The sequence below is a fragment of the Burkholderia plantarii genome (assembly GCF_001411805.1).
In the GTDB taxonomy this organism is placed as follows: Bacteria; Pseudomonadota; Gammaproteobacteria; order Burkholderiales; family Burkholderiaceae; genus Burkholderia; species Burkholderia plantarii.
In genome coordinates this window covers 1325494-1349578 of sequence record NZ_CP007213.1, presented here as the reverse complement: position 1 = coordinate 1349578, position 24085 = coordinate 1325494, and the positions used below count along the sequence as shown (strand labels likewise).

Sequence of the window (24085 nt, the reverse complement as noted above, 5' to 3'; positions counted from 1 at the left end):
GATGGCAACGCTGATCGTGACGGGCGCGAGCGGCGCGCTCGGCCAACGCTTCGTGGCCGACTGGCTGCACGCGCACCCGGACGGCCGCGCGCTCGTGCTGGTCCGCTCCGCGGCCGCGGCGCGCGCCTGCGAGGCCGCCTGGCCACCGGCACGGCGCGGCGCGGTGCGCTTCGTGCAGGGCGACCTGCTCGACGCGGCCTCGATGCGCGAGGCCGCCGATTCGCTGGCACCGGTCGGGCGCGCGGTGGCGGTGCATCTGGCGGCGGACGTCGCCTGGCACAAGTCCTTCGACGAGATGCGCGAAATGAACGTGGAAGGCACGCTGCGCTTCGCCGGCTTCGTCGAGCGCGTCGCGCGCGAGCCCCACTTCGTCTACGTCTCGACCGCGTTCACGCGCCTGCACGACTGGGTCTATCGCAACGGCTACGAGGAAAGCAAGGCGGCCGGCGAACGGGCGCTGCGCGAGCGCTTCGAGGCGACCATGCCGATCTCGGCATTCAGTTGCAGCCTGGTGGTCGGCGACAGCGTCGACGGCGCGATCGGCCGCTTCCACGGCCTGTATCCGCTGATCCGCTTCATCGCCTCGCTGGCGCCGCCGTTCCTGGTCGGCAACCGCGACGGCCTGATGGACATCGTGCCGATCGACTGGGTGGCGAGCGAACTCGTGCAGCTGACGCTGCGCTGCGCGGCCGGCGCCGCGCCGTCCGACGTGGTCGCCGCGGCCGGCGACGCGCGGCTGTCCTACGAGCGGATCGTGCGGCTCATCGAGTCGCGCCTCGACCTCGCGCGCCGCGCCGCCGGCCTGCCCGCGCTCGCGCCGGTGCCGATCCTGCGCATGCGGCAGTGGGCGTTCCTCAAGCGCTCGCTCTCGACCTGGCGCCCCGAGGGCATTTCGACGGGCGACTTTCGCTACTTCGAGCGGCTGCTGCAGATCTACGGCGTCTATGCGGAGAGCGAGACGGTGCGCGCGCCGCTGAACACGACCCGCGCCGCGCCGGACGGCGAACGGTTCCTGCCGCTCGCCGTCGATTACTGGCTCGCGCACGCGCCCGACGCGCAGGCAGGCCTGAAACGCCAGCTCGCCGCCGGCGTGGCCTGAGCACGGCCGCCATGCATTCACGGGAGAATCCTCGATGAACCAGCCGTCCCCGGCATCCTCGCCGGACGCCGCAGCAGCAGCAGCCGCCGCCCGCCCCGCGCGGCGCGGCACGCTCGCGGCCGCTGGCGCGCATCTCGCCGCCGACCTGAAGGCGCTCGCGCCGCTGCACTGCGCGCGGCAGATCGCCTGGCAGTGGATCGTCACCGGCGCCGCGATCGCGATCGCCGAGCAGGCCGGCTCGATCCCCGTCACGGTGCTCGCGCTGATCGTCATCGCCACGCGCCAGCACGCGCTGCTGGTGCTGATGCACGACGCGTCGCACTACCTGCTGAGCCGCGACAAGCGCCGCAACGACCTGCTCGCCAGCCTGCTGCTGACGTTTCCGCTCACCATCAGCACCTCGCGCTACCGCGCGCATCACCTGGCCCATCACCGCCATCTGAACACGCCGGACGATCCCGACTACGCCGACGCGTTCGCGCCGCCCAGCCGCGCGCATCTGTGGCGCGCGCTGCTGCGCGACGTGACGGGCCTGTCCACGCTCCAGTCGCTGCGCAGCATGGACAGCTTCGGCGTGTTCGGCCTGTTCGGCCGGCACGACCGGACCAGCCGGATCGAGCGGCGCGGCTTCGTGGCATTCGCGGTGGCGGTGGCCGGCCTCGCCACGCTCGCCCACGCGTGGCTCGGCATCGTGCTGTACTGGCTCGCGCCGATGGTGTTCTTCCTGCCGCCGATCCTGCGCATCCGCAGCCTGTCGGAGCATGCCGGACTCGCCGCGCGGCCGGTGCAGAACGATGCGCGCAGCGTCGCGCCGGGGCCGCTCGAACGGATGCTGTTCGCGCCGTGCAACATCAACTGCCACTGGGAACACCATCTGTTCCCGCAGGTGCCCAGCTACCGGCTGCGCGCGCTGCAGGCACGGCTGGCCGCGCAGTTCCCCGACTCCGCCGCCGCGCGCCGCACGCACGGCTACCTGCTGGGCCGGGCATCGATGCTGGCGGAGCTGTACCCGGCGCCGCCCGTCGTCCGCCGTTTCCCCTGACACGGAGCGCGTCCCGCCATGATCCTGACCGGCCCCGAAATCCATCGCATGCTCGACACCGGAAGCCTGGTGATCGAGCCGTTCGACGCGCGCCATCTCGAAGTCAATTCGTATGGCTGCCATCTCGGCCCCACCCTGCTCGAATACCGCGATTCGCGCATCGATCCGCACGACCCGCTCGACGTGGTCGAGCACACGATCCCCGACGAGGGCTTCGTGCTGCAGCCGAACAGCTTCTATCTCGGCGCCACCGCCGAGCGGATCGGCGGCGTGGATTTCGCCAGCGAGCTGTACGCGAACCTCTCGACCGCGTTGTGCGGCATGTTCATTCAAACCAGCGCCCCGCTCGGCCATACCGGCGCGGTGATCTGCTGGACGCTCGAAATCGTCGTCACCCAGCCGGTGCGCGTCTATGCCGGCACCAAGGTCGCGAAGGTGTGCTTCTGGTCCAACCTGGGCGTGCCCACGCCCTACACGGGGCGCTATCGGGGTTCCGATAACGTCGTTGCATCGAAAATCATTCAGGATCGCAAATGATATTGACCGGTACCGAGATCGAACAGCGCGTGCAGGCGGGCGACATCGTCATCCATCCGTTCCTGCCGGACAACGTGAATCCCAACAGCTACAACTTCCGCCTGCACGAACGCATGAAGGTGTACGAGGACGGCGTGATCGACGTGCGCGAGGAGGCCCCGACGCGAGAGATCGTGATCGGCCCGCAGGGCTACGAGCTGGAGCCGCGCAAGCTGTACCTGGCCGCGACCGTCGAGACGATGGGCAGCACGCGCTTCGTGCCGACCTACGCGGCGCGCTCGTCGATCGCGCGGCTCGGCATGTTCATCAACCTGTCGGCGCCGCTCGGCGACATCGGCTTCGTCGGGCGCTGGACCATCCAGCTGTTCGCGCTGAACCGGATTCGCGTCTACGCCGGCATGAACATCGGGCAGATGATGTTCTGGCGCGTGCAGGGCGAGATCAAGCTCTACACGGGCAAGTACCAGGGCGCGACCGAGGCGTTCGCGTCGCGGATCTTCCTCGATTACCGGCAGGCCGCACCGGCCTCTCCGGTCTCGCCGGCCCCGGCGCCCGAACTCGAGCCCGACGAGGCGGCACACGTCGTACACGCCGCCACCGGCCTGCCGGCCTGAGCCGCGCCGGCGCCCCTTCACCTGATCCTGCCAGCCTCATGACCAGCAAATACGACACCTTGAACGCGCTCGGCCGGCACCTGCCGGTGCCCACCCTGACCGCGCTGTCCGACGCCGACTTCCGGATGCTCTGGCGCGACTACGACGAGCGCGCGGCCGCCATCGCGGAGCTGCTGCGCACCGTGCAGGTGACCGCGGCGGCGTTCCTCGACCAGCACATCGCGCGCATCGAGGCGCTCGCCGAACTCGATTGGAACGAGCACGCCGACCTCCACCTGCGGCGGCGCCTCGACGAGGCCGGGCTCGCGGGCGACGCGCGGCTCGCCGTGCGTTCCTCGGCCAGCGTGGAGGACGGCGCGCACCACAGCTTCGCCGGCATCTTCTCGACCCGGCTCGACGTGCGGGGCCTCGACGCGCTGAAGGCCGCGATCCTCGAGGTCTGGCGCTCGGGCGTCTCGCGCGCGGCGATCGTCGAGCGCGTGCGCGCCGGCAACGCCGGCATGCGGATCGGCATGACCGTGATCCTGCAGCGCATGGTCGAGGCGCGCGTGGCCGGCGTCGCGTTCAGCGCCGACCCCGTGACCGGGAAGCCGCAGACCTGGATCGAACTGGTCGAATCGCTCGGCGACGCGATGGTGTCCGGTGCCGAGAAGGGCCGCGCGGCCCGGCTCACAGAGGACGGCCAGCTTCACGCGGCCGGCCTCGAGGCGCACCACCCGCTGCTGCGCGACGTGGCCGCGCTCGCGCGCGCGGCGGCCGACGCGATCGGCGCGCCGGCCGACATCGAATGGGCCGCCGACGGCGAACGCCTGTGGCTGCTGCAGGCGCGCCCGATCACCACCGTGGCCGGCGCCGTCGACGCGGGGCCGTGCTTCGAGTGGGTGCCGCTCTACGCCTCCGACGACGACGCGCTGACCGGCTTCCGCCCGCTGCCCGCGTTCGCCCAGTATTTCCGCTCCAAGCGCAAGCCGCTCGCGGACTTCGCCGCGCTGCACGGCGTGCCGGCCGGCAACGCGATGCTGGTCCGCGCCAATCGCGCCGGCTTCGCGAGCGCGCGCGAGCGGCGCGACGCCTGGCTCGCGCGGTTCACGCTGCCCACCGTCGTGCTCGATTTCTCCGATGCCGTGCGCCAGCAGATCCTGCCGCGCGAGGCCCTGCCGGGGCGGCTCGACGAACTGCTCGGCGAATCGGCCAGCAACTTCGTGGTGCGGGAATTCGTGGCCGGCGACAGCGGCCTGATCACCCAGGCTTGCGAGGACGGTTCGGTGGTCTGCGAATGGTCGGCCGACGGGCTGCTCGCGATCAATCGCGGCATCGCCACCACCTCGACCGCCACGTTGTCGGGCGGCGCGACGCCCGGCGTCGACGACGCGCAGCGCCTGTTCGCCATCACCCACGAGGCGGTCGACCGGTTCGGTCCGATCCAGCTCGAATGGGTGCGCACGCAACGAGGCCTGCACCTGATCGACTTCTCGCCGCTCGCCACGCTCGCCGTCCTCGACGAGGACGACGAGCTGCGCATCATCTCCCCCGGTTTCGCCGCCGGCCTGCCGGTGGTGGTCGGCACCGACAGCCATCTGGAGGACGTCAGCGTGTCGGCCACGGTGTCCATCAACGCGATCCCCAGCGCCGAATCGCTCGGCCCGGCGCTGGCGCGGCTCGAAGCCGACCTGCGCAAGCATGGCGGACAGGCGATCGTCGTATCGCCGCGGCCCTACGCGGCGCTGGCCGCGCTGATCCCGCATGCGCGCGGCTTCGTGTTCGAGCAGGCCTCGATGCTGTGCCACCTGTCGATCCTGCTGCGCGAGCACGGCGTGCCGGCCGTCGAATCGGCCCGCCTCTACCACCTTGGCCTGTCGGGCGCGCGCGTGAGCTTCGCCGCCGCGCAGGCCGCCTGAGCGGAGCCGATCGCCATGACCACGCCCGCCGATCTCAGCCTGCTGCTGTTCGACGCGAACGCGCCCGTTTCCACGGCGCCGGCCGCGCTCGTCGCGATCGCCGAACTCGCCGCGCCGCTCGCGCGGCACGGCGACAACGGCCTGTTCATCCCGAGCGGCACGCTGCAGCTGCTGAGCCTCACGACCGCGAACCGCCGCGAAGTGGCGCAGCATCCCGCCGGGTTCGACTTCCAGATCTTCAACGCCGCCCAGCGGCGCCGCACGCAGGCCTCGCGCACGCGACTCGGCGAGTTGGACCCGGCGCTGGCCGGCGCGCTGCCATGCGTGGAATTCGCGCTGGTCCGGCGCGACGCGCAAGTCGGCGTGTACCGTTACATCCACGAGGGGGAGGCCGGCGCGCTGTTCCTGCACCTGCTCGACCTGCCGCCGTTCGACCCGCTGGCCTGGGCGCAGGCGAGCGCCGCCGCGCAACGCGCCGGCGAGGCCGCCGCGGCGGTTCGCGCGCTGCTCGGCGACGACTGCTGGTACACGCGCTGGCATCCGGAGATGGAACTCGAACGCAAGTTCACCTCGCGGCGCATCCCGGACATGTGGCGCCTGGCGACGGCGTTCCATGCCGCCGTCGGCGAGGGTCGCCTCGGCGATCTGGTGCTGGAGATCGACCGCGATTTCCAGACCATGGACTACGAATCGCACATCTTCGACGTGATCGGCGACCCGGCCGAAGCCGGCTACATCTCGTTCATCCCGCAGGCCGACGGCCTGATGGCGGTCAAGCGCAAATGGTTCGTCGAGAACGCCGAGCTGCGCCGCGAGGACTTCACCACCAACCAGGCGATCGCGTTCGCGTCGATCGGCGAGCACGCGCGCGCCATGACGCCGGCCACGGTGCGGCGCCTGCAGCCGTTCCGCCGGACCCGGATCGACGTGAACCTCGAATCGCTCGCCACCGGCAACGGCTTCGGCGTGTATTTCGACGTCTGCCTGAGCCTCGACGGGCGGGCCGGCTTCGCCCAGATCGAGGTCGAGTATTGCCGTAGCCGGACCTTCAAGCCGCTGCGCGAGATCGAGCGCGATTTCGAACGGATCTCCGGCGTGGTCGAGCAGTTCCTCGAACGACACGAGCCGGGCTTCCAGCACGACCTCTATTCGAAACTCGACTTCGCGCGCGAAGTGAGCGCGCTCGCCGCGTGAGCGCCCCGGGAGCCTCGACATGACGTTCATGACCGCCACCCCAGTCATCCTGCTGGGCAGCTGGAAGTTTCGCCACGACACGCCGTTCGACGACGGTGACCCGCCGCTGCTCGCGATCGAGCCCGGCGGCATGATGCACGGCGCGGCCACCTCGGTCGCCGACCTGCGCGGCGCCCGGCGCGTGCTGGCGCGCTGGCGCGGCAACGGAAACGCGGGGGACATCGAAGCCGCCGCGCCGCCCGAGGCAAGCCTCGATTGCCTCAACCTGCACGGGCAGCGCATCCCGCTCGCGATCGCCGTGCTGTCGGACGCGCGAGTCGAGATCACCCACCTGCTCACGCGCCTCGACACGCATCGCGCCACCTTCGTGCGCCCGCCTCACGCGATCGCGCAGCCGGCCGGCCGCGGCGCGCTTCCCGACGCTTTGCTGCGGGCCTTCCGCGCGAACCGGCTCGCCGTCAACAACTGGGAGTGCCGCTACGCCTTCAGCGACACCGTCTTCGAGGAGCGCTTCGAGTTCGCGGGCCTCGACGCGCCGCGCGCGCTCGGCGAGGCCTGGTACGGCGCGCTCGATTCGGGCCGCGCCGCGCCGTTCATCGCGCAGAGCGGCGACGAGTTCCGCCTGCTCGACCACGACGTCACCGCCTGCCGCGAGATCCCCGCCGGCGAGGTCTGGGTCGAGCACTGGAGCCGCAAGCGCAAGGAGGAATTCGAGCTGTCGCTCGCCCAGGTGTTCCGGGCCGCGCCCGATGCGCGGCAGCCCGCGAGCCGCGTCGAGGCGCGCATCGAGGCGCCGTTCGCGGAGTCGCTCGCGAGCGTCGTGGACCGGCCGCTGCAGGCGATCGGCGGCTACCGCCGCGTCGCGTTCTCCACCGAATGCGAGTCGACGCGCAGCGGGCATATCTTCAGCGTCGTGTTCGAGACCTGCGTGGCGAGCCACGCGAACGAGGCTGACCACGCGCCCCCCGCGCGCACCTCGCGCGGCAGCCTGCGCTTCCAGAAGACGCGCGGCGAAGCCGATCCCGCCACGATCGCCGACGAGCTCGCGGAGCTCTCCGCGATCGTGCATCGCTTCCTGCATTCCCGGCATCTCGTTGCCGAACCGGCCCGGCCGATGCTTGCGTTCCTGCAGGCCGCCGGCGCCGACCGATCCATCCCGTGAGGCCATCCATGCGAACCGTGCTGCTGTCCAACCAACGCTATACGCTCGAACTCTCGCCGCACCGCGCCGATCCGGCGCTGGTGACGCGGCTCACGCAATTCCTCGCGCCATACTTCAGCGAGCCCGCCCCGCACGGCGCGGCCGTGCCCGAGATCGACCTGCGGCTCGCGCTGCACGAGCCCGACGCCTTCGAGGCGGCGTGGATCACGCGCTGCACCACGCCCGCCACCATCCGCGAGACCACCGCGCCCGGCTTCACGCTGCGCGTGTTCCTCGCGCGCGAGGCGGGCGTCCTGCTCGCCTGGGATCCCGAGCTGCGGGTCGGCTACCGGATCGAGCCGGCACGCCGCCAGGTCGACTTCTACGGCGCCGCGAACGCGTTCATCCACCTGATCGAACTCGTGCGCTACTACGGCCTGCTGGTCGAGCAATGGAAGGGCACCGCCATCATGCATGCCTCCGCGGTGGCCACGCGCGCGGGCGAGATCGTCGCCATCGGCGGCGTGAAGGGCGCCGGCAAGACCACCACCATGCTCGACCTGGTGGCCTCCGGCGAGTATCTCTACTTCTCGGGCGACAAGCTCCTGCTCGACGTCGTGGACGGCCGCGTGCGCGCGCGCGGCTGGCCCGACTATCCGCACGTCGGCGTCGGCACGCTGCGCTCGCATCCCGAGCTCGCCGAACAGCTGGGGCTCGCCGCCGTCGCCGCCGATCCGGCCGTCGCCGATACCGACAAGCGCCTCTGCCCGCCCGAGGCGATGCGCCGGGCGCTCGCATCGAGCGACGCCGGCAGCGGCTGGCTCGGCTCGGTCTGCCTGCCCGAGGTGAGCGCGCCCGGGCCGTTCCGGATCGATGCGCTCGGGTCCGACCAGATCGCGCTCGCGCTGCGTGCCCCGGGCCTGTTCGAATGGCCGCATCGCTTCATCACCTCGACCTGGCACGGCCTGCCCGCCGCCGTGGCGAGCGTGGACTTCAGCGACACGATCCCCGCCGCGCTCGCCGGGGCACTCGCCGGCGTGCGCTGGGAGTCGCGTCTCGGCCTGCCGCGCCTGTCCGTCCTCAGCTAGCCCGGGAGAGCCACGATGTCGATCCAGTCAGGCCTTCGCATCGCGCTCGTCGCGCCGAGCGGCTCGGGCAAGAGCACGACCGCCGCCCTGCTCGGGCAGGCGTTCGAGGCAGCCGGCAGGCGCGTCGAGGTACTGAAGCTCGCCACGCCGCTTTACGCGCTGCAACGCGCGTTCTACGACGCCGCGTGCCGTGACGTCCACGACGGCGCCCAGGACCAGCGCCTGCTGGAGCAGATCGCCACCGAGCTGCGCCGCATCGACCGGCAGAGCCTCGTGAAGAACTTCGCGCGGCGCCTCGATCGCTGCGAGGCCGACATCGTCATCAACGACGATCTGCGCGACGATGCCACCGACTGGCCCTATCTGCGCCAGCAGGGGTTCGCGATCGTCAAGATCGCCACCTCGCCGGCGCTGCGCGCGATGCGGCTGCACGGCCGCCGCGACCTGTCGATCGTCGAGAACAGCCCGCTCGACCAGCAGATGAGCCGGATTCGCGCCGACTACGTCGTGCCCAACAACGGCACGCTCGCGGTGCTGCGCGGCCACGTCGACGCGCTCGCCGGCTGCCTGCTCGACACCGCCGCGCGGGCCGCCGCATGAGCGCGGCGCGCTCGCGGCTCGTGTGGCTGCTGATCGACGGGCTGTCGTGGCGGCTGGTCCGGATGCTGGCCGCGCGGCGGCCCGACTCGACCCTGACGCGCTGCCTGCTCGGCGGGCGCGCGATACCGTTGCAGCCGCTCTCGCCGAACTGCCAGACGCCGCCTTCGCTGTTCTCGATCTTCAGCGGCACCGACGTCGCCCGGCACGGCCTGACCGGCTACCTGCTGCCGGCGCCCGCGCCCGGCGATCCGCTCGCCGTCGCGGATGGATTCAGCGCATGGCCGCGCGAGATCCCGATGGTCTGGGACCGCTGGGCCGCCGGCTCGACGCGCTTCCGGCTGTGCGCCGTGCCGTTCGTGCAGCCCGGGCGGCTCGGCGCGGCGCTGGTGGGCCGCACCGACGTGTACGGCGGCAGCTTCTCGGTGGCGCCCGACACCGTGCGCGACGGCGGCCGCCTGTCGATTCCCGCGCTCGACATCGACCTGCGCGTCGAGGCCCGCGACGACGGCATCACGCTGCACGATCCGCGCTCGGCCGCGCCGCCCCGCCATCTGGCGATCAACCATGGCCTCGCGCTGCCGCTCGCCGCGCACGTACCGCACGGCAACGCGTTCCGGGCCATTGCACTGCACGCGATGCGGATCGACGGCGAGCCGACCCTGATCAGCTTCGGCTACCGCGCCATCGACGTGCAGGGCGCGCCGGCGGGATCGCGCGCGATGCAGGGCGGCGCCGCGTTCGCCACCGGCGATCCGGGCCGCCTCTACGGCAGCGGGCGGCTCGGCCGGCGCCTCGACGAAGGCGGCACCGGCGCGGCCGAGCACGCGCTCGTCGCGCTGATGCGCGTCGTGCATGACAGCTTCGCGGCCGACGTCGTCGCGGCCGTGCGCGCCGCCGATGCCGATTGCGTGATCGGCTACGATCCCGCCATCGATCTGCTCTCGCACCATCTGCTCAAGTACCTGGCGCCGTGCCGGCCCGACCAGCCGTGGGCGCCGCTCGGCGAGGCCCTGTTCGACATCGCGCTCGGCTGGATCGACGAGCTGATCGACGCCTGCCTCGCCGCCTCGCCCGAGCCGCTGCGCTGCATCGCGCATTCCGATCACGGCATGGCGCCCGTCCACCACGACCTGTTCCCGAACGCGTGGTTCGAGCAGGCCGGCGTGCTGATCCGCGACGACGCCGGCCAGCCCGACCTCGCGCGCTCCGCCGCGCTGCTCCACCCCGCCGAGAACGGCCTCGTGATGCTGCATCCCGGCCGCCTCGCGGCATGCGGCTTCGATCCCGGGACGCTGATCGAGGCATGGCGCGCCGCGCTGCCCGAATCGATGCGCGCCGGCTGGCATCATTTCGAAGGGCCGGCCGCCGTGTCCGGCGAGCCGCCCGGCATCGAGGGCTGGCTGATGCGATGCTACTGGCAGGCGCCCGCCGGCACGCGGCTGCGCTTCGCGCGCGCGATGCCTTTCGTGCAGCCGAGCCGCAAGGGCGGCGACCACGCCGTCTGGTCGCGCGATCCGTGGCTGCAAGGCATCCTCGTCGATGCCGGCGGCGAGCCGATCGGCCTTCCCGACCAGCCCGCGCTGAACCTGCCCGACATCGTTCCCCTCGTCTGCCGGGACGACATGCCGAGCCCCTGACAGACGCCGCTTCGATAAACGCAGCTCAGACAACGAAGGAATTCCGGCAATGATTGATACGCTTCTCTGTGACATCGACGGCACGCTGCTGCATCGCGGCGCGGCGCTGCCCGGCGCGGCCGCCGCCTTGCGGGCCGCGCGCGATGCCGGGCTCGGCATCCGCCTGCTCACCAACATCACCGCGAAGACGCCGCGCGAGCTTGCCGCGCAACTGGGCGAGGCCGGCATCGAGGTCGAGGCCGGCGAGATCCTGACCGCCACCACCGCCTGCGTCGGCCATCTGCTGGCCCAGCCCGGCAAGCGCTGCCACCTGATCGTTCCCGACAGCGCGCGGGCCGCGTTCGAGGCGGTCGCCATCGACGACGTGCAGCCCGACTTCGTCGTGATCGGCGACATCGGCGACGCGTTCGACTACGCGACGCTGAACCGGGCGTTCCGCATGCTGCGCGGCGGCGCCTCGCTGATCGCGCTGCAGAAGAACCTGTTCTGGTTCGACGTGGACGGCGAGCGGCTCGACTGCGGCGCGTTCGTGGTCGGGCTGGAGGCCGCCGCCGGGACGCAGGCCGTCGTGACCGGCAAGCCGTCGCGCGTGTTCTTCGAGGCCGCGCTGCGCGAACTCGGCGCCAGCGCGCAGCGCGCCGTCGTGATCGGCGACGATATCGCCACCGACATGGCCGGCGCGCGCGCGATCGGTGCCCACGCGCTGCACGTGAGGACCGGCAAGCATCGCCCCGAGTGGCTCGACCAGCATGCCGGGTCGATCGACAGCGTGCTCGACAGCATCGCCGATTTGCCCGCGTGGCTCGATCGATCCGGCGCGCGTCGCGTTTGAACCCGCCTCCCTGTCCTGTCCGTCACGGAACCCGTAAATGACGATCATTGCGCAAATCTCCGATGTTCATGTCCGGCCCGAGGGCGTGCTGTATCAGGACGCCGTCGATTCGAACGCCATGCTGGAACGGGCGATCGCGAGCCTCAACGCGCTGGTGCCGCGCCCCGATCTCGTGCTCGTGACGGGTGATCTGACCGACGAGGGCAAGCCGGAGGAATACGCCATGTTGCGACGCCTGCTCGCGCCGCTGGCGATCCCGTTCGCCGTCATGCCCGGCAACCACGACCATCGCGACAACCTGCGTCGCGCGTTTGCCGATCACGCGTATCTGCCGCCGCAGGGGCCGCTGCATTACGCCATCGACGTCGGCGCGGTGCGGATCATCGCGCTCGATACGTCGGTGCCGGGATGGCATCACGGCGGGCTGGATTCGCACGCGCTCGACTGGCTCGATGCGCAATTGCGGGCTTGCCGCGACCGGCCGACCATGGTGGCCATGCATCATCCGCCGTTCGACACGGGGATTCCGTATCTGGACATTTACGGGTTGCGTGATATCGATCGTTTTACGGCGACGCTGGCGGCGCATTCGCACGTCGAGCGCGTGGTGGCCGGACACGTGCATCGCTCGATGCAGACGCGCGTGGGCAACGTGCCGGTGGTGACCTGCCCCAGTACCGTCACGCAGATCGCGCTGCGTACGCTGCCCGACGCGCAGCCGGCTTCGTATCTCGAGCCGCCGGCGTTCTTGCTTCATTACTGGACGCCCGGGAAGCCTTCGATCTGCCACTTGAGCCATGTGGGGCGGTTTGAAGGACCTTATCCGTTTGCCTGATCCGCCGGAGGGGGATGAGGCGGCTCCCCGAACCGGCCCGCCCCGGTTTCAGTCCTGCGCGGTCGGCCGGATGACGATGCTGCCGACATCCACTTCAGGCGGCTGCTCGATGGCAAAAAGGATACCGCGCGCGATCGCATCCGGCGAAATCGCGATCGCTTTCAAACGACGCTCGACCGCGGCCTTCGCTTCGCGATCGGTCATCGACTCTCCGAAGTCGGTGTCGATTGCGCCCGGAGACACCTCGGTAACACGGAGGTTGGGCCCGGCTTCCTGTCGTAGCGCCTCGGTCGCGGTGCGCACGGCGTTTTTGGTCGCGGCATACACACCCATGGTCGGCAGAATCTTCAGCCCGGCTGTCGATATCACGTTGATCACGTGGCCGCTGCCCTGCCTCGCGAACACGGGCAGCGCGGCCGCGATGCCGTATAGCGTGCCGCGCAGATTCACGTCGATCATGGCATCCCAATCGGCCACGCGCAGCGCGTCAAAGCGCGAGATCGGGCCGATGCCTGCGTTGTTCACCATCACGTCAAGGCGCCCGAAGCGGGCAACGGCGTGAGCCACCAATGCCTCGAGATCGGCGCGACGTGTCACGTCGGTCACGCAGTAGCTTGCCCGTCCCCCGGCGTCGTCAAGCTCCGCGCCCAGATCCGCCAATGCGGCCTCGCGCCGGGCGCCGAGCACGACCGCGTGCCCGTGCCTTGCCAGCAAGCGCGCGGTGGCGCGCCCGATGCCGCTGCTCGCGCCGGTGATCGCAATAACCTTCGTGTCGTTCATGTCCTTCTCCTTTGATGTCGAAATTAAACATCGACATCAAAAGATGGTCTATGCTCACGCCACCATGATTTTGTCGCAATCGTCCAAATCCTCGCGCGATCCGCTTTCCGACGTGCTTGCACTGCTCGACGCGCGGGCCACGCGCCCGACGCGGCTCGAAGCTGCGGGGGACTGGGCGCTCGCGTTTCCCGAGCGGGAGCGCCTGAAATTCGTCGCCGTCCTGAAGGGAGCCTGCTGGATCGAACTTCCCGGCCGCACTGGAGAGTTTCTTGATGCCGGCGATGTCTGCCTGATCGGGCGTACGTCCTATACCGTCTCCAGCCGCCCCGGCGTGCCGCCCGTCGATGGCATGCAGTACTACGAAGGGATGGCGTTGCACGAGCTGCGCCTGCATGGCGACGACACGGTCATGCTGGGCGGAGGCATCACGCTGGCGCGAGACAATGCCGGATTCCTGCTCGATATGCTCCCGGTGTTTGCGGTCGTCCCGCACTCCCTCGGGGCGGCGGCAAGCGTTGCCGCCGTACTCAAATCGCTCGATGCCGAAATCACGCGCGATGCGATTGGATCGGAGACGGTGACTACCCGGCTTGCAGAAATTCTGATGATCGAGGCGATCCGCGCACGCACCGTCGGCCCGGTCCCTGCCGGCTGGCTCGACGCGCTGGCCGAGCCGCGGCTGGGTCGCGCCCTTGCCCTTATCCATAATGACATCGCGGAGCCCTGGACGGTCGCGCGCCTTGCGGCGGCGGCCGGCATGTCGCGGTCGGCGTTCGCGTCTCTCTTCACGCGGACGGTGGGTAAGCCGCCGCTCGATTACGTCAGGTCCTGGCGACTTGCGCGGGCGCGCGCCATGCTCGCCAACGGCGAGGACAACGTCGCGCGAGTCGCGCTCACGGTCGGCTATACGTCGCAAAGCGCGTTCGCGCATGCCTATCGCCGCGCGTTCGCGACTACGCCGCGTGGCGACGGCAAGCCGTCGGGTTAACGAGGTCGCCGCGCAAACAGGCGTCTGACGATCGCGCGCCCCGGCACATGACGGCAGCGGTTGCGCGCTCGACCGGACCGGCGGAAAGCGGATGCGCGCATTCATCCGTTTCCGGCCGATATCACCAGCCAAAGCCGATGCTCGCGACAGCGGAACCCGCCATCGTTCCCTGCCTCTCGATCACGTTGAACGGGAAGTCCAACGGGTGGAGCAACCCGCGGATGGTGATTCGACACGAGAAACACGGTGTTATTTTCATGCTTGCATGGGCGCTCGCACGATCCTGATCAAGCGCCTCTTATCCGGACTGCGCCGGCGGCGCGAAACATCCCAATCGTTATTCAAAATCATTAATTAATTCGCAGGCGCCGCCGAAGGAAACTCCATCATTTTGATCGCAGCGACATAAAATCAAAATGACGATCGTTATTAAGTAACCAGATAATATAATCATCCATCCAGCAACATTCCCGATGCCCCCGCGTCACACAACGCGTTCCACGCCGTCAAACGATTTACAATCGATTCAATTTATTTCCACCGATGCCGTTAATACCAAGCGAATGACTGTGCGCACCGCAGCAACGTTACGTCTTATCGAACGATAAAGAGGAGGAGACAGGGTAATGGAACGTTTTCGATTGAAGGCGCGCCTTTGGCTCGCGATTGCCGCGATGTGCATCGGGCTCGTGGCAATCGGCTTGTGGGGCGCGTTCAAGACGCGCGACACCATGATCGCCGATCGCCAGACGGAACTCCAAAGTGTCGTGAGCATCGCGTACACCATCCTCGATCGATATAACGGCCTGGCGGCGGCGGGCACGATGTCGCCTGACGACGCACGGCGCAATGCCATGGCGGATCTGCGCGCCATGCGCTACAACGGCTCCGGCGGCTATCTCGTCATTACGGATGCCCACGCGAAAGTGGTCATGCACGGCTTGCGGCCCGAACTCGAGGGCAAGGACATGAGCGGCTTCACCGATCCGCAAGGCCGCCACGTGTTTCAGGACGGCGCGGATCTGGCCGAGAAACAGGGGGAAGGTTTCGTTGACCTGCAGTTCCTGAAGCCGGTAACCAACAAAATGGCGCCGAAAATCAATTTCGTGCGCCTGTTCAAGCCGTGGGATTTGACGATCATCACCGGTGTGTTCATCGACGATATCGACACCGCGTTTTATGCAACCCTGGCGAGATTCGTCGGCGCCACGCTGATTCTGTGTTTCGGCGTGACGCTGATCGTCGGCGCGGTCGCCCGCAGCATCCTGCGCGAGTTGGGGGGTGAACCGGCCTATGCCGCGCAGATCGCCTCGCGCATCGCCGACGGCGATCTCGACGTGTCGGTGATCACGCACAAAGGCGATCAAACCAGCCTGCTTGCTGCCATGCAGCGCATGCAGCAACGGCTGGCGCATTCCATCATGCAGATTCGCAGCGGTGCCACGCTGATTGCCTCGGTATCCAACGAGATTGCCGCCGGCAACGCCGATCTGTCGCGCCGGACCGAGCAGCAGGCCACCGCGCTCGGCGAAACGGCGTCGAGCATGGAACAGATCACCGCGACCGTGAAGCAGAACGCCGACAACGCGAAGCAGGCCAGCAAGCTGGCGCTCGACGCGTCGGAAACGGCGGCGCGCGGCGGTGAAGTGGTCAATCAGGTGGTCGAGACGATGCGCGGCATTTCCCAGTCGTCGGACCAGATCGGCGACATCATCGGCGTGATCGAGGGCATCGCGTTCCAGACCAACATCCTCGCGCTGAACGCGGCGGTCGAAGCCGCCCGCGCCGGTGAAGGCGGCCGGGGCTTCGCGGTGGTGGCGGGCGAGGTCCGCAGCCTCGCGCAGCGCTGCGCGGCCGCCGCGCGAGAAATCAAGAACCTGATCGAGGAATCGGCCCAGAAAATAGAGGGCGGCTCGCAGCACGTCGGCCGCGCGGGCGACACGATGCGGGAGATCGTGCATGCGGTGCGCCGCGTCACCGCCATCATGGGCGAGATCAGCACGGCGTCGATCGAACAAAGCTCGGGCATCGAACAGGTGAACATCGCCGTGGCCAACATGGATCAGACGACGCAGCAGAATGCGGCGCTGGTCGAAGAGGCCAGCGCGTCGGCCGACGTGCTGAAAACGCAGACCAACCAGCTTGCCGTGGCCATTTCCGTGTTTTCGCTGCCGGCCTGAGGCTCCGGTATGCCACCCCGCCGGGTCATGCGCATTCGTCCCGCCGATACGACAAGGGCCTCCGAAGAGGCCCTTGCATCCATCACTCGTTCTCGTCGAAGTAGTGGCCGAACTTGACCTGCTTGGTCCGGATATATCGCTCGTTCTCGTCGCGCACCGGCACCGGCAGCGCCACGCGCTCGCACACGGGAATGCCGTGCGCGACCAGCGTGTCGAATTTCTTCGGGTTATTGCTCATCAGCCGTACCGAGGTGACGCCGAGAATCCGCAGGATCGCCGCGGCCGAATCGTATTCGCGCGCGTCGTCGGGCAGGCCGAGATCGCGGTTGGCCTCGACCGTGTCGCGCCCCTGCTCCTGCAGCGCGTAGGCGCGGATCTTGTTGCTCAGGCCGATGCCGCGCCCTTCGTGGCCGCGCAGGTACAGCAGGACGCCGCGCCCTTCGGCAACGATATTGCGCAGTGCAAGATCGAGCTGTTCGCCGCAATCGCAGCGATACGAGCCGAACACGTCGCCCGTCAGACACTCCGAATGCAGCCGCGTCAGCACCGGCTGTTGACCGGCAACGTCGCCCACCACGAGTGCCAGATGTTCGGCCTGGCTGCCGTCGACACGAAATGCATGAGACATGAACACGCCATAACGCGTCGGCAGCGATGCCGACGCGACGAGCGTCACGGGCTCGTCGGCCGGATGCTCGTCGGCCGGGGGTGATACGGGATGCGAAGACATGGAAAACATCGGGAATTCGGAGTTAAGGAATGTTCGGAGTGGCGCGCAGGCGGAGTTTACCGCTAATCTACGTTATGCGTTCTGCACCGCTTCCGCGGTGCGCGAACGTCTCTATACTGGTTCCTTCGGGCTTGTCTGGCGCCCGGTCTCCGGAGATCGTATGAGCACAACCGTCGCGAATATTCTCAAATCAAAGCCCGAGGCCGGCCGAACGGTGTATACGATCGGCAAGGATGACTCCGTCTACGACGCGCTGAAACTGATGGCCATCAAGAGCGTCGGCGCGCTCGTCGTGACGGAAGGCAACGACATCGTCGGCATCGTCACGGAGCGCGATTACGCGCGCAAGGTCGTGCTGCTCGAGCGCTCGTCGAAGGCGACGCGCATCGAGGAAATCATGACCGTGAAGGTGCGCTACGTCGAACCCTCGCAGACCAGCGACCAGTGCATGGCGCTGATGACCGAGCACCGCGTGCGCCACCTGCCTGTGCTCGACGGTGGCAAGCTGTTGGGCGTGATCTCGATCGGTGACCTGGTGAAGAGCGTGATCGCCGATCAGCAGTACATGATCAACCAGCTCGAACACTACATCCACGGCACGCCGATCGACTCCGGCGCCGAATAGGCTGAACCCGCCGAGCCGGCCGGAAGCAAGCCTCGCCACGCAGGCGGCGCGAGCAAGCTGCCGCGCCGCCGTCGTGCGCCGCACCGGGCGCAAAAAATGCCCAAACGCATCGCGTCCGGGCAAAGCCGCCGTTGTGCGGCGACGGAGGTCCTGTGAGGTGATGCCTGCCCGGCGGTTCTCGCCCGGGCCTCAGACCTGATCTGTCGAATTCGTGACGAGGCGGCGCCTCGCCACGTCGTCATGCTGGCTGCAGGGCTGCCTGGCGGTTCCGCGAACCGCCGGCGCCCTGCCGCTCGCTGATCGACTTAGTGGCCGAAATAGACGCTGTCGATCGGGTTCGGCGCGGTCGCCGCGCGACGGCCCGATTGCGAGCCAGCCACCGGCTGCACGCCGTAGCCGCTGGTGTCGGCGTGCGTGAGCGTTTGCTGCGATTGCTGCACGCGCGCTTCCGCGGCCTGGATGTTGTGCGGGTATTCCGCGTCGCTGGCCACCGGGTTGTAGCCGTGCTGTTCGAGTTGAACCAGATCGGCGCGAACGTCCGCGCGCGTCAGCGGTTGCGGGTTCGACTGGGCGAACGAAGCGACCGGAGCGGCGAGGACCGAAGCGACGACAGCAGCATAAACGAGCGATTTCATGATGTTACCTCCGAGATGTTTTGGTTTTTGTCCACCTCAGGCATCGATGTCTGTCTGAAGCGAATGACTGAAGTCTAGGCTCGGATTGTCACAGGGAAAACCCTTAGTTTGGACAAACACCGTTGCACGGATAGCAACGATCCCGGCTTGAATCGGGTCCGTGTCGGTTCAGTTTGTTCATACGAGTAACAATACTGACAAATGGCTGACCGATCACTCTTGCCGTTGCACGCGCGACGGCTGCCGAGAGCCGTCGCCTCCCACGGCTAGCCACGCGTACCGCCGCCACCCGACACGGCCCGTGACGCAGGACACCTCATACTGCCGGCCATCGTCTCCATCCCCGCACCGGGCCGTTCGGACGCACCGGCGAGGAACCGCGCCGCCGGCTTCCCGGCCATCGGCTCTCGCCACACCGAAACACGGGACGTAAACGAAAAAAGGCGCCCGAAGGCGCCTTTTGCTGACTGCCCCAAGGGGCAGCCGTCATGCTTAGAAGCGGTGACGCAGGCCAACCGTTGCTGCCGTCTGGTTCAGCGACGACGACAGGTTCGAGCTGCTCGAGATCAGGTCGCCGTTGTAGATCGACGCGTTCGCGCCGCTTGCACGCTGGTACACAGCCTGGGCGTACACGTCGGTGCGCTTCGACAGTGCGTAGTCGGCTTGCAGGCCGACTTGGTGCCAGTGGGCGTTGTCGGTGCCGACGCGGCCGTTCGAGTACGTGTAGGCGATGCCCAGACCCAGAGCCGGCGTCAGGTTGTACTTGCCGTTGACTTCGTAGTTGTCGATACGCAGGTTGTTGCCAGCCGTCGTGTCGTCCAGACGCGCTTGCGTCCAGGCCACACCCGCTTCCGCCGGGCCGAACGCGTAGGCAGCGGCTGCACCGTAGGTGCGGACACGGCCCTGGTTCACGAACGGGTTGTTCGCGTCAACTGCGCCGCCCCCGACTGCGTTCGGGTTGTTCAGCTGCGAGTAGGCACCCGCCAGCTTCAGGCCCTGGAACTGGTACGACACGCCGCCGCTGTATGCGCGGTTGTTGCCGAAGTTCGTGTTGTTCGAGAACGCATACGTGCCGCCGAATTGCAGGCCGGCGTAGTTCGCGCTCGTGAACTTGATCGAGTTGTTCGTGGCGTAGCCGCCGTTCGTGCTCAGGTTGTCGAGGTTACCGACGTGGGCGAAGTACGTGCCGCCCCACGAGCCGGTTGCCGTCAGCGGAGCCAGATAGTCCTGCACGGAATCGTACTGACGACCCAGCGTGACGGTGCCGTACTGGCTCGACAGGCCGACGAACGCTTGACGGTTGAACATGCCGCCGTTGTTCTGGAAGCGGCCGTTACCGAGGTTGAAGCCGCTTTCCAACGTGAAGATTGCCTTCAGGCCGCCACCGAGGTCTTCCGAACCACGCAGACCGAACAGGCTTTGGTCGATGCCCGTGCCTTCCGACCAGCGCGACTTGCCGGCAACGTTGCTTTGGTACGTGATGCCCGCGTCGAGCACGCCGTACAGCGTGACGCTGCTTTGCGCGTGGGCGACAGTTGCGAACGATGCTGCAGCGGCTGCAACGATCAGAGTCTTTTTCATTCGTGGAGCTCCCTTCATTTAAAAAGAGGCAGGCCTTGCGACCTTGTTTCATAAACGGTCTGCAACCGCCCGGAAGCGCCACCTCACTTCTCTCGTGGCGCGCCCGGATGGTTGGCCGTTCTGGGAATCGTGAGTTTAGGGGTGGACCCTAGGGTCGCCACGCGCGAATAAAGAAATAACTTTTTCCGAAACCAGAAATAATGAAAATGGTAGCCTTCGTTAAGCCTTTGTTTTGACTTGTTTTTTTGGATGCTTGACGGCGCTTTTTTGGCACGCTCGCGGCTGGCATTCCTTCATGTCACCGTCTTGACGGTTGCAAAGAAACAACATCAGGCGATCAGCAAGAAATGCCGAAACGGTAATAAATACCTTTTTATCCCCAATCTGGTGCATTTTCGGTACCGACGCCGCGAGAAAACGTTTTCGCGCACGCGTACGCGCCATCCATCGAGACGGACCGCCATCAAACGTCACGTCCATTGCAACGGCTGTCATGCTTCTCGCGTAACCGCCGCGCTAACGTGGCAACGCTTGCCCTGTCGGGCGGCGAACCCGGTCCTTCCGGAGTCTGTCGATGCATCGTCGCGATTTCCTTCGAGCCGTCGCCATGGCCGGCGCCGCCTGCGCCAGGGGCCTGCCGTTCGCCGCGAACGCGCAGCCCGCGCCGCCGGAGCCGCGTCGCTCGCCAGCGGGCAGCCCGCACCGCCGTTAGGCGAGCGCGCCGCCGCGTTGTCATGACCGCCGCCCGCCGCCGCCGCGTGGACGCCGCTATGTCTGGGCCGACGGCCAGCGGGACTGGCGCGGCGGCCGATACGTGTGGGTGCCGGGGCATTGGGTGGTCGCACGTCCGGGCCGGGGCTGGGTGCCCGGCTCGTGGCGGCGGGAAGGCCCGGGCTGGGTTCTCGTGCCGGGCGGGTGGCGGCGAGGTGACGGCAATCAGCCAGGAAAACCCCGCACGGCCAGACCGAGGCTGCGGCCGGTGCCCCGACCGAGGATCGATGCCGGCCGCGCAACACACTATATATATAGTGTGTTGGAACCGACGGCGGGCCGGACTGTCGAAGCAGCCCCCTTCGTTTCCCCGGAACCACCTCACGTCCGGCCGCCCGGCCACGCTGCCCACCATTCATCCGGGCCGCATGTTACTTACGGGTTACCGCGCATTTCCTGCCATCGGAAAGCTTCGTCGGTGCGCCGTAGCCGACAGGCAGCCATTTTCCAGACAGACCGCCGTGTCGACGACGACCCCGGATCGACGGCTGACTCGGCCTCGACCACGCTTTCATGCCGCCGGACGCCGGCCGACCCGCCGCCGTCACGCGCCAATATCTCGCCGCCCATGGCCCGCACGCCGCAACACCAGGACGGGCGCGATATGACCACGTATTAACGGCGGTAACCAACGCCGAGATCCGGCTTGCTATGGTCCGGCGGAATCCGCCCGTCTCGACGCGGCCGCGGCTTGCCGCCCCGGATCGCTTGATCGAACGGCGGACCGCGCCGCGACGGCGCCGTCGACGCAACAGTTTCCCCGGCAGGCAAACGATGGAAAGCAACCAGATGCTGGCACTCGCGATGGCGCACCATGGCGCGGGCCGGCTCGACGAAGCGCGCGAGTTGTACGAACGCGCGCTGACAGGCGCCGTGGACGAGGCGAACGTGATGTTCCGTCTCGGCGTGCTGAACCTGCAACGCGGCGCCCACGAGACGGCGCTCGGCTGGCTCGACCGCGCGCTGGCCCATGCGCCCGACAACGTCCGCTACCACCTCGCGCGCGGGCACGTATTCACCGCCGCGCAATGCTTCGCCGAGGCGATCGATGCCTACCAGCGGGCGCTGGCGCTCGACGCCCGCTCGGTCGATGCATTGTTCGCGCTGGCCACGACCTTGCAGGCCGTGGCGGAGACCGCCGCCGCCGTCGAGGTCTACGCCGCGCTGCTGGCCATCGACCCGGCGCACGCCGACGCCCTCAACAATCTTGGCAACTGCCACCGCCAGCAAGGCGACGCGCCCGCGGCCGAGGCCGTCTACCGGCAGGCCGTCGCACTGCATCCGGGCGACGCCAACGCGCTGACGAATCTCGCCACGCTGGTGCTGGCGGCCGGCCGGACCGACGAGGCCGTGACGCTGCTCGAAGCCGCGGTACAGGCCGCGCCCGACTGGCCATGCGGCCTCGCGAACCTGGGCGTCGCGCTGCATCGCGGCGGCGACTTCGCGGGCAGCGCGGCCCGGCTCGCGCGTGCCCTGGAACTGGACCCGGCCTTCCCCGAAGCCGACTACAACCTGGCCAACGCGCTGCACGCGCTCGGCCGGCGGCCCGAGGCGCTGGTCCACTACCGGCGCGCGATCGGGCAGGTGCCCGCGCATGCCGATGCCTGCAACAATCTCGGCGTCGTCCATCGCGAATCGGGGCAGCTGCACGAGGCGGCCGACGCGTTTCGCGCCGCGATCGGCCTGCGGCCCGACTTTCTCGCCGCGCTCAACAACCTCGCCGTGGTGCTGCGCACGCTCGGCGCGATGGACGAGGCCGAGGCGCATCTGCGCCGCGCGCTCGCGGTCGATCCGCACCATGCCGTCACGCACAACAATCTCGGCAACGTGCTGAAGGACCAGGGGCGCCTCGACGAGGGCATCGACAGCTATCGCCGCGCGCTCGCCAGCGATCCCGACAACGTCCTCGCGCACGGCAATCTGGTCTACGCGCTGTCGTTCCAGGCCGACCAGCCCGGGCCGATCCTCGAGGAATGCCGCCGCTGGTCGGCGCGACATGAAGCGCCGCTGCGCGCCGCGCGCCAGCCGCATCGGAACGACGCGACGCCTGCGCGCCGGCTGCGCGTCGGCTACGTATCGCCGGACTTCCGCAACCACTGCCAGACGCTGTTCACGCTGCCGCTGCTCGCGCATCACGATCACCGGCATTTCGAGGTCTTCTGCTACGCGAGCGTCGCGCGGCCCGACGACCTGACCCGGCGCCTCGCCGCCCACGCCGACGTCTGGCGCGACGTGAGCCGGCTCGACGACGAACGGCTCGCCCGCACGATTCGCGACGACCGGATCGACATCCTGATCGACCTGAGCATGCACATGGCCGACAGCCGGCCGCTGCTGTTCGCGCGGCGCCCGGCGCCGGTGCAGATCGCGTGGCTGGCCTATCCCGGCACCACCGGCATCGACGCGATCGACTACCGGCTGACCGACCCGTGGCTCGATCCGGCCGGCGCCGACGCCTGGTACACCGAGCGCTCGATCCGCCTGCCCGATTCGTTCTGGTGCTACGACCCGCTGGCGGACACGCCGGCCGTCAACGCGCTGCCCGCGCTCGCCAACGGCTATCCGACCTTCGGCTGCCTGAACAATCCGTGCAAGCTCGGCGACGCCTCGTTCCGGCTATGGGGCGCCGTGATGCGCTCGCTGCCGGACGCCCGGCTGATCCTGATGGCGCCCGACGGCTCCGCTCGCGCGCGCCTGCTCGACAAGCTGGCCCGGCACGGCATCGCGGCCGGGCGGGTCGCGTTCACGCCGTTCCGGCCGCGCGCCGACTATCTGCAGACGTATCACCAGATCGACATCGGGCTCGACACGATTCCGTACAACGGCCACACCACGAGCCTCGATTCGTACTGGATGGGGGTGCCGGTCGTCACGCGAATCGGCGACACGGTGGTGGGACGCGCCGGCCTGAGCCAGTCGACGAACCTGGGGCTGGGCGAGGTGGTAGCCGACAGCGACGCGCGCTTCGTCGAGATCGCCGTCGAACTGGCGGGCGACCTGCCGCGGCTCGGCGCGATGCGGGCGAGCCTGCGCGAGCGGCTCGCGGCCTCGCCGCTGATGAACGGCCCGCGCTTCGCGACGCATATCGAGGCGGCGTATCGCGAGGCGTGGCGGCATTGGTGCGACGGGGCGCGCAACGCCGGATGACGTGCCTTACCGCGCGTCGGGGCGGCGATCCCACTCGCCAAGCGCGAACACCGATCAAGCCACGCATGCGGTGACGACCCGAGGCGGAAGCGCTCGGCAAGGCACGACGATCCCGCCGACACGGTGCCGCA

At 68.5% G+C, this 24085-nt stretch carries 22 protein-coding genes; 17 read left to right on the top strand and 5 right to left on the bottom strand.

Translation table 11 applies throughout. From position 1 onward, the window contains the following. The first annotated feature begins 1 nt into the window (after position 1). Genes bpln_RS23055 through bpln_RS23000 form a run of 12 tightly spaced genes read left to right on the top strand, consistent with a single transcriptional unit; the run spans position 2 to position 12517 of the window. Positions 2–1099: an SDR family oxidoreductase gene (locus tag bpln_RS23055; RefSeq protein ID WP_208459446.1), complete on the top strand. Its 1098-nt coding sequence runs from the start codon at positions 2–4 to the stop codon at positions 1097–1099. A 34-nt stretch (positions 1100–1133) separates the two neighbouring features. Then, positions 1134–2141: a fatty acid desaturase family protein gene (locus bpln_RS23050; RefSeq protein ID WP_042627576.1), complete on the top strand. Its 1008-nt coding sequence runs from the start codon at positions 1134–1136 to the stop codon at positions 2139–2141. A gap of 18 nt (positions 2142–2159) precedes the next feature. Continuing rightward, entirely contained in the window at positions 2160–2678 is a 519-nt protein-coding gene (locus tag bpln_RS23045) for a dCTP deaminase (RefSeq protein WP_042627575.1), read from the top strand. Continuing rightward, the gene (locus tag bpln_RS23040; protein ID WP_042627574.1) at positions 2675–3292 is read left to right on the top strand and encodes a dCTP deaminase; all 618 of its coding nucleotides are present in this window, start codon (positions 2675–2677) and stop codon (positions 3290–3292) included. The genes bpln_RS23045 and bpln_RS23040 overlap by 4 nt, the downstream gene beginning before the upstream one ends. Positions 3293–3330: 38 nt before the next feature. Beyond that, positions 3331–5190, top strand: a complete 1860-nt coding sequence (locus bpln_RS23035) for a PEP/pyruvate-binding domain-containing protein (protein WP_055140108.1) — start codon at positions 3331–3333, stop codon at positions 5188–5190. Positions 5191–5205: 15 nt separating this feature from the next. Then, positions 5206–6384 (top strand): hypothetical protein, encoded by a 1179-nt coding sequence (locus tag bpln_RS23030; RefSeq protein WP_055140107.1) that lies wholly within the window; start codon positions 5206–5208, stop codon positions 6382–6384. A 19-nt stretch (positions 6385–6403) separates the two neighbouring features. Continuing rightward, positions 6404–7546 carry a hypothetical protein gene (locus bpln_RS23025; RefSeq protein WP_055140106.1) on the top strand — a complete coding sequence of 381 codons (1143 nt, stop codon included), beginning with the start codon at positions 6404–6406 and terminating at the stop codon, positions 7544–7546. An 8-nt stretch (positions 7547–7554) separates the two neighbouring features. Further along, positions 7555–8613 carry a hypothetical protein gene (locus bpln_RS23020; protein WP_055140105.1) on the top strand — a complete coding sequence of 353 codons (1059 nt, stop codon included), beginning with the start codon at positions 7555–7557 and terminating at the stop codon, positions 8611–8613. Between the two features lie 15 nt (positions 8614–8628). Next, positions 8629–9213, top strand: a complete 585-nt coding sequence (locus tag bpln_RS23015; protein WP_055140104.1) for a dephospho-CoA kinase — start codon at positions 8629–8631, stop codon at positions 9211–9213. Beyond that, the gene (locus bpln_RS23010; RefSeq protein ID WP_055140103.1) at positions 9210–10850 is read left to right on the top strand and encodes an alkaline phosphatase family protein; all 1641 of its coding nucleotides are present in this window, start codon (positions 9210–9212) and stop codon (positions 10848–10850) included. The genes bpln_RS23015 and bpln_RS23010 overlap by 4 nt, the downstream gene beginning before the upstream one ends. Before the next feature lie 49 nt (positions 10851–10899). After that, the gene (locus bpln_RS23005) at positions 10900–11682 is read left to right on the top strand and encodes a TIGR01458 family HAD-type hydrolase (protein ID WP_055140102.1); all 783 of its coding nucleotides are present in this window, start codon (positions 10900–10902) and stop codon (positions 11680–11682) included. 37 nt (positions 11683–11719) lie between these two features. Further along, entirely contained in the window at positions 11720–12517 is a 798-nt protein-coding gene (locus tag bpln_RS23000) for a phosphodiesterase (protein WP_055140101.1), read from the top strand. A 48-nt stretch (positions 12518–12565) separates the two neighbouring features. Here bpln_RS23000 and bpln_RS22995 read toward each other — a convergent pair whose 3' ends face one another. After that, positions 12566–13297, bottom strand: a complete 732-nt coding sequence (locus bpln_RS22995) for an SDR family oxidoreductase (protein WP_055140100.1) — start codon at positions 13295–13297, stop codon at positions 12566–12568. Between bpln_RS22995 and bpln_RS22990 the strand changes: the two genes are divergently transcribed. Together bpln_RS22990 and bpln_RS22985 are read left to right on the top strand one after the other, a co-directional pair. Next, positions 13251–14285 carry an AraC family transcriptional regulator gene (locus bpln_RS22990; RefSeq protein ID WP_226993765.1) on the top strand — a complete coding sequence of 345 codons (1035 nt, stop codon included), beginning with the start codon at positions 13251–13253 and terminating at the stop codon, positions 14283–14285. The two genes, bpln_RS22995 and bpln_RS22990, sit on opposite strands and share 47 nt — an antisense overlap. Positions 14286–14911: 626 nt before the next feature. After that, positions 14912–16465 carry a methyl-accepting chemotaxis protein gene (locus bpln_RS22985; RefSeq protein ID WP_042627564.1) on the top strand — a complete coding sequence of 518 codons (1554 nt, stop codon included), beginning with the start codon at positions 14912–14914 and terminating at the stop codon, positions 16463–16465. 82 nt (positions 16466–16547) lie between these two features. Here the strand turns inward: bpln_RS22985 and ribA are convergent, their stop codons facing one another. Further along, the gene (ribA, locus tag bpln_RS22980) at positions 16548–17204 is read right to left on the bottom strand and encodes a GTP cyclohydrolase II (protein ID WP_171907281.1); all 657 of its coding nucleotides are present in this window, start codon (positions 17202–17204) and stop codon (positions 16548–16550) included. A 151-nt stretch (positions 17205–17355) separates the two neighbouring features. On the opposite strand from ribA, the gene bpln_RS22975 reads away from it, so the two are divergent. After that, entirely contained in the window at positions 17356–17820 is a 465-nt protein-coding gene (locus tag bpln_RS22975; RefSeq protein ID WP_042627563.1) for a CBS domain-containing protein, read from the top strand. Between the two features lie 305 nt (positions 17821–18125). Here the strand turns inward: bpln_RS22975 and bpln_RS22970 are convergent, their stop codons facing one another. From bpln_RS22970 to bpln_RS35995, 3 genes are all read right to left on the bottom strand, one after another. Further along, entirely contained in the window at positions 18126–18455 is a 330-nt protein-coding gene (locus tag bpln_RS22970; RefSeq protein ID WP_055140099.1) for a DUF4148 domain-containing protein, read from the bottom strand. A 492-nt stretch (positions 18456–18947) separates the two neighbouring features. Beyond that, entirely contained in the window at positions 18948–20036 is a 1089-nt protein-coding gene (locus bpln_RS22965) for a porin (protein WP_055140098.1), read from the bottom strand. A gap of 219 nt (positions 20037–20255) precedes the next feature. Then, the gene (locus tag bpln_RS35995; protein ID WP_148654137.1) at positions 20256–20531 is read right to left on the bottom strand and encodes a hypothetical protein; all 276 of its coding nucleotides are present in this window, start codon (positions 20529–20531) and stop codon (positions 20256–20258) included. Between the two features lie 79 nt (positions 20532–20610). Here bpln_RS35995 and bpln_RS38305 point away from each other — a divergent pair, with 79 nt between their 5' ends. Beyond that, on the top strand, positions 20611–20748 hold the full coding sequence (locus bpln_RS38305) for a twin-arginine translocation signal domain-containing protein (RefSeq protein ID WP_338025999.1): 138 nt from the start codon (positions 20611–20613) through the stop codon (positions 20746–20748). A gap of 833 nt (positions 20749–21581) precedes the next feature. Continuing rightward, positions 21582–23954 carry a tetratricopeptide repeat protein gene (locus tag bpln_RS22960; RefSeq protein WP_055140097.1) on the top strand — a complete coding sequence of 791 codons (2373 nt, stop codon included), beginning with the start codon at positions 21582–21584 and terminating at the stop codon, positions 23952–23954. Positions 23955–24085 lie beyond the last annotated feature (131 nt).

Bases quoted from the DNA above. Each gene is read 5' to 3' on its own strand.
- bpln_RS23055 (WP_208459446.1), top strand. From the start codon at position 2: ATGGCAACGCTGATCGTGACGGGCGCGAGCGGCGCGCTCGGCCAACGC.
- bpln_RS23050 (WP_042627576.1), top strand. From the start codon at position 1,134: ATGAACCAGCCGTCCCCGGCATCCTCGCCGGACGCCGCAGCAGCAGCA.
- bpln_RS23045 (WP_042627575.1), top strand. From the start codon at position 2,160: ATGATCCTGACCGGCCCCGAAATCCATCGCATGCTCGACACCGGAAGC.
- bpln_RS23040 (WP_042627574.1), top strand. From the start codon at position 2,675: ATGATATTGACCGGTACCGAGATCGAACAGCGCGTGCAGGCGGGCGAC.
- bpln_RS23035 (WP_055140108.1), top strand. From the start codon at position 3,331: ATGACCAGCAAATACGACACCTTGAACGCGCTCGGCCGGCACCTGCCG.
- bpln_RS23030 (WP_055140107.1), top strand. From the start codon at position 5,206: ATGACCACGCCCGCCGATCTCAGCCTGCTGCTGTTCGACGCGAACGCG.
- bpln_RS23025 (WP_055140106.1), top strand. From the start codon at position 6,404: ATGACGTTCATGACCGCCACCCCAGTCATCCTGCTGGGCAGCTGGAAG.
- bpln_RS23020 (WP_055140105.1), top strand. From the start codon at position 7,555: ATGCGAACCGTGCTGCTGTCCAACCAACGCTATACGCTCGAACTCTCG.
- bpln_RS23015 (WP_055140104.1), top strand. From the start codon at position 8,629: ATGTCGATCCAGTCAGGCCTTCGCATCGCGCTCGTCGCGCCGAGCGGC.
- bpln_RS23010 (WP_055140103.1), top strand. From the start codon at position 9,210: ATGAGCGCGGCGCGCTCGCGGCTCGTGTGGCTGCTGATCGACGGGCTG.
- bpln_RS23005 (WP_055140102.1), top strand. From the start codon at position 10,900: ATGATTGATACGCTTCTCTGTGACATCGACGGCACGCTGCTGCATCGC.
- bpln_RS23000 (WP_055140101.1), top strand. From the start codon at position 11,720: ATGACGATCATTGCGCAAATCTCCGATGTTCATGTCCGGCCCGAGGGC.
- bpln_RS22990 (WP_226993765.1), top strand. From the start codon at position 13,251: ATGCCGCTGCTCGCGCCGGTGATCGCAATAACCTTCGTGTCGTTCATG.
- bpln_RS22995 (WP_055140100.1), bottom strand. From the start codon at position 13,297: ATGAACGACACGAAGGTTATTGCGATCACCGGCGCGAGCAGCGGCATC.
- bpln_RS22985 (WP_042627564.1), top strand. From the start codon at position 14,912: ATGGAACGTTTTCGATTGAAGGCGCGCCTTTGGCTCGCGATTGCCGCG.
- ribA (WP_171907281.1), bottom strand. From the start codon at position 17,204: ATGTTTTCCATGTCTTCGCATCCCGTATCACCCCCGGCCGACGAGCAT.
- bpln_RS22975 (WP_042627563.1), top strand. From the start codon at position 17,356: ATGAGCACAACCGTCGCGAATATTCTCAAATCAAAGCCCGAGGCCGGC.
- bpln_RS22970 (WP_055140099.1), bottom strand. From the start codon at position 18,455: ATGAAATCGCTCGTTTATGCTGCTGTCGTCGCTTCGGTCCTCGCCGCT.
- bpln_RS22965 (WP_055140098.1), bottom strand. From the start codon at position 20,036: ATGAAAAAGACTCTGATCGTTGCAGCCGCTGCAGCATCGTTCGCAACT.
- bpln_RS35995 (WP_148654137.1), bottom strand. From the start codon at position 20,531: ATGACAGCCGTTGCAATGGACGTGACGTTTGATGGCGGTCCGTCTCGA.
- bpln_RS38305 (WP_338025999.1), top strand. From the start codon at position 20,611: ATGCATCGTCGCGATTTCCTTCGAGCCGTCGCCATGGCCGGCGCCGCC.
- bpln_RS22960 (WP_055140097.1), top strand. From the start codon at position 21,582: ATGGAAAGCAACCAGATGCTGGCACTCGCGATGGCGCACCATGGCGCG.